This window comes from Paenibacillus sp. 1-18 (assembly GCF_000520755.1).
Lineage (GTDB): Bacteria > Bacillota > Bacilli > Paenibacillales > Paenibacillaceae > Paenibacillus > Paenibacillus brasilensis.
The window spans coordinates 1-3487 of record NZ_ASSB01000138.1 but is presented as its reverse complement, the minus strand read 5'-3'; the positions used below and the strand labels follow the sequence as shown (position 1 = coordinate 3487).

Genomic DNA, 3487 nt, shown 5'->3' with positions numbered 1-3487 from the left:
CGGCCTGCCCATACCCGACACGGGTACGGCTTTCCAGGACATACTCATCCATGCTACCAATGTAACTCTATTTATGATTAGCCGTGAGGGAAAAATCATTGCGGAGCTGATTGGTGAAGGGCAATTTGATGCAGGGCTGGCTGAGGCATACCAAACTCGATATATCCATCCACGCCGACTTGAGGCCCGGCAGCTTTTGGAACGGGGAGTTCAGAGTGGGGAATTACGGGGGGATCTTGATATCGAATTAAGTATTGATCTCATATACGGGCCGATTTTCTATCGACTGCTGGTCACCGGCGGTCTATTGGACGATGTGTATATACACAAATTAGTGGATTCAGCCTTTCAAGGAATTAGAGCGGAATGATGAAAAACCAGAGGATAGCCATTTTTAGTAGCCTGAGAATCGCTATCCTCTAGTCTTTTTCGTTTATTTCATATAACGAATGGGAATTTCATATACGAGAACAATGCTAACAGACTTGATATTAGCTATGGGCTGCTCTGCCTTTTCATTCCAGCCAGCCATTGTTGTATGACTGTTAACCACTGTTTTTTGCTTGGGGAAATATGATGGTTGGCTACATGCAGCAGTCCTGCCTGTAACGTATGGTCATTACCACCTAGCTCCACCACAAAGACGTTTACGATTCTGATGAAGGGTTATACAATTGAATCTTGATCTCGATATATGCTTTGTTCGGGTGTAGTATGAGACCAGCTGCCATTTTTGTACCATACATCGGGTTATGACCACTATGCTCAAAAATAACTTTCTTCACGTTTTCATAGGAGTAGTCAATCGAATCCCATAATGAAACAGGCGCGACCAAATAATCATACCTTCCTAAACCTATAAAAACTGGTTTATGGATATCAGCCAAGGATTGTATCAGATTAAGCTGTCCGAATGCTTCTCCCCATAAATAATCGATTATGGGCATATTCGTGTAGACATCATTTCCACATGTAAGCCGCATCAAAGGTATAATCATAAAAGCTTTGCGCACCCATACGTATACACATATGAACAAATCGTCTATCAGGACCTCTCTTGATATCTTCCTCCAATAAAACAATATCCTTTTCAAAACGCGCCTTTCTTTCTGAACAGGCTGTCTCATTAAAAAGCAAAAAGCTTTGGCGCTGTCTCTCTTCGCTGTTCGTAGGTGCTGAATTTAATAACACCACTTTGTGAACATGATCAGGGTATTGTTTGGCATATTCCAAGGCCATAAAAGCGTGCCCGGAATGGCCTAATATAATAAAGTGATCCGAATGAAGGCATTGTCTTGCTGTTTCTATATCATTGATGACTTTATCCAAAGTATAGTCTTCCGCTTTTAAGCTCTGGTTGGTTTTCCAAATCCCCTATGATCTAGGAAAATGAAATTAAAATATCACTCCCTTTCCTTTGTTCAATTCCCTTGTATTCTCCATAGAACGTTCCAACATTCCAACTCACCTCTGAAAGTTAGGCTTTATCGAGTAAATTTAACATATTATGCCAGTGTATTAAGCTGTGCACTTGGCTACTGATGATCAACCTTGAATTTAAACTCCATTCTGTTAATAGTTCACGTGCTTTGTGCAATCGCATTTTAACTTCAGCTTCATCTATATTAAGTACATAAGAGATTTGTTTGATCGATAACTTTTGAAAATAAGAAAGATGAATCACAATCCGAAAATCCTTTTCCAGCTGGTTGACCGCCTCTCGCAACTTCATCTGTTGGACATTCACAGCTTGAGTAGATTTTTCGAAGTCGTGGGGTGATTCTTTAATAGTATCTGTTCCCCTCCTGCTATGCATAATTTGATTACATTCATAAATCAGGATACGAATTACCCGTGTTTTAAAATGCTCTGTTCCCCGTAAAGAATGCATGCCTCTATAGACTTGAAGAATCGTTTTTTGAAAAGCAATCACAAAATCTTCGTCATGTTCGATAATAGCTTTTGCCAAGCCGTAAAGCTCAAGCTCCAGCCTCCGACATAGCTGAATCAATGCCTCATGATCACCTCGCTGCGCTCTATTGTATTCCTGTTCCATGTTATACACGATGATGCCCTCTTCTTTCTTCATAAAGTAGTTCCTTGCGTGTATATAATAAATAGATATGTACTTATGTATATTTTTTTATACTCGAGTTTATTTATTTTAATGCTATAATAAAGCGGTATAAAATTACTGTCAAATTGTTTGGTAGGAGAAACAGATATATGACCAAAAAAGAACAAATTATTGAAGCTGCCAAGTCCTTATTCCGTGACATTGGTTATCATCATACTTCCATCCAGGATATATTGGAGAAGTCGGGTGTCTCAAAAGGCACTTTTTATAATTATTTTTCTTCTAAACCTCAACTGATACTTAATATCATTCAAAATGTCGATGCAAAAGTGGAAGAACAGCAGAAACAGTTACTGGCAGAGGGCGATCCTCACAGCAAGGAGATTTTATATTCCCAGTTGGGGCTAAAGCACGCTATTTATAGCCGAGAAAATATTTTGGAGCTGTACAATATTTCGATGGCTGAGAATGATGAAGCGTTAAGAAAATATATGGCGACAAGTCATTATAAGGAGCTAAACTGGTTAGCCAGACGTTTAATCGAAGTTTATGGTGTTGAAATTGAAGCCAGTGCAATGGATTTATCCACTCATTTTATTGGGGGAATCGGATACCAGTTCAGGTATTCCAATCAAATGAACCTGGACACGAATAGTTCGGATATACTAGCTTACAATATCGTTCGGTTAGAAAAAAATATAGAAATAACCAAGCAGCATAAGCATGTACTTTTTCCATTTCATATTGAAAATAACGATGAAGATCAAGAGGTAGTTGTAGCACATATTAGAAATCTATTAGGTCAAGAAGATACGGATCGGACTTCTGAAGAACAAGAGTTAATCGACTTTATTCTGGACGAATGTCAAAACCCTCGTATTAGATGGAGCATTTGTGAAGGAATAGCAAGGCAACTTAAAATTCTATCCTCCTCCTCTTCTACTAAAGACCGGAATTACAATGAGCTTTTTAATATGGTTTACAAACAAGCGAGAAAGAGTAGCTCCCACCTATAGTTCCTTAGCAAGCAATTGCAGCGAGAGCCGACAGAAAAACGAAAGGATGGCTTCGTTATATTGCATCCATGCTTTCGTTTTCATGCTAGTGAATGCGTTCTATAAGTAAACAGTAAAAAAAGCCCGCTACCACTAGAGGTAGCGAACTTTTGTATTACGGCTATTACATGATCCTAGTCTTTTAGATGTTTATCAAAAAACTTCTTAACCACATCTAATGTATGTGGCTGAGTAAAGGCAATGTGTCCAGCTCCCGTAATTTTGTACATGGTGACATCATTACCCGCTTGCTTAAGTGCTCGGTAGAACTCCAAGCTTTGTTCGTAAGGCACCACGTCATCCTGATCCCCGTGCATAATTAAACGACCACCTGCTCAAAGCAGGTGGATTTTGA

The 3487-nt window shown here is 39.3% G+C and carries 4 protein-coding genes and 1 pseudogene; 2 read left to right on the top strand and 3 right to left on the bottom strand.

Translation table 11 applies throughout. From position 1 onward, the window contains the following. Nucleotides 1-370: TetR-like C-terminal domain-containing protein (locus tag L693_RS0109255; protein ID WP_025717020.1), on the top strand; the 370-nt coding region annotated here is incomplete at its 5' end. A gap of 277 nt (nt 371-647) precedes the next feature. Here L693_RS0109255 and L693_RS29075 read toward each other — a convergent pair. Both L693_RS29075 and L693_RS0109245 read right to left on the bottom strand, forming a co-directional pair. Next, nucleotides 648-1400, bottom strand: a pseudogene (locus L693_RS29075) (alpha/beta fold hydrolase); the annotation flags it as partial. A gap of 77 nt (nt 1401-1477) precedes the next feature. Next, nucleotides 1478-2089 carry an RNA polymerase sigma factor gene (locus L693_RS0109245; RefSeq protein WP_231503582.1) on the bottom strand — a complete coding sequence of 204 codons (612 nt, stop codon included), beginning with the start codon at nt 2087-2089 and terminating at the stop codon, nt 1478-1480. A gap of 137 nt (nt 2090-2226) precedes the next feature. Here L693_RS0109245 and L693_RS0109240 point away from each other — a divergent pair, with 137 nt between their 5' ends. Further along, on the top strand, nt 2227-3093 hold the full coding sequence (locus L693_RS0109240) for a TetR/AcrR family transcriptional regulator (RefSeq protein ID WP_025717018.1): 867 nt from the start codon (nt 2227-2229) through the stop codon (nt 3091-3093). A gap of 173 nt (nt 3094-3266) precedes the next feature. Here L693_RS0109240 and L693_RS0109235 read toward each other — a convergent pair whose 3' ends face one another. Beyond that, nucleotides 3267-3449, bottom strand: a complete 183-nt coding sequence (locus L693_RS0109235; protein WP_025717017.1) for an alpha/beta hydrolase family protein — start codon at nt 3447-3449, stop codon at nt 3267-3269. Between the last annotated feature and the right edge of the window lie 38 nt (nt 3450-3487).

What these genes read in the sequence shown, in the direction of transcription:
- L693_RS0109245 (WP_231503582.1), bottom strand. Translation starts at nt 2,089, where the DNA reads ATGAAGAAAGAAGAGGGCATCATCGTGTATAACATGGAACAGGAATAC.
- L693_RS0109240 (WP_025717018.1), top strand. Translation starts at nt 2,227, where the DNA reads ATGACCAAAAAAGAACAAATTATTGAAGCTGCCAAGTCCTTATTCCGT.
- L693_RS0109235 (WP_025717017.1), bottom strand. Translation starts at nt 3,449, where the DNA reads ATGCACGGGGATCAGGATGACGTGGTGCCTTACGAACAAAGCTTGGAG.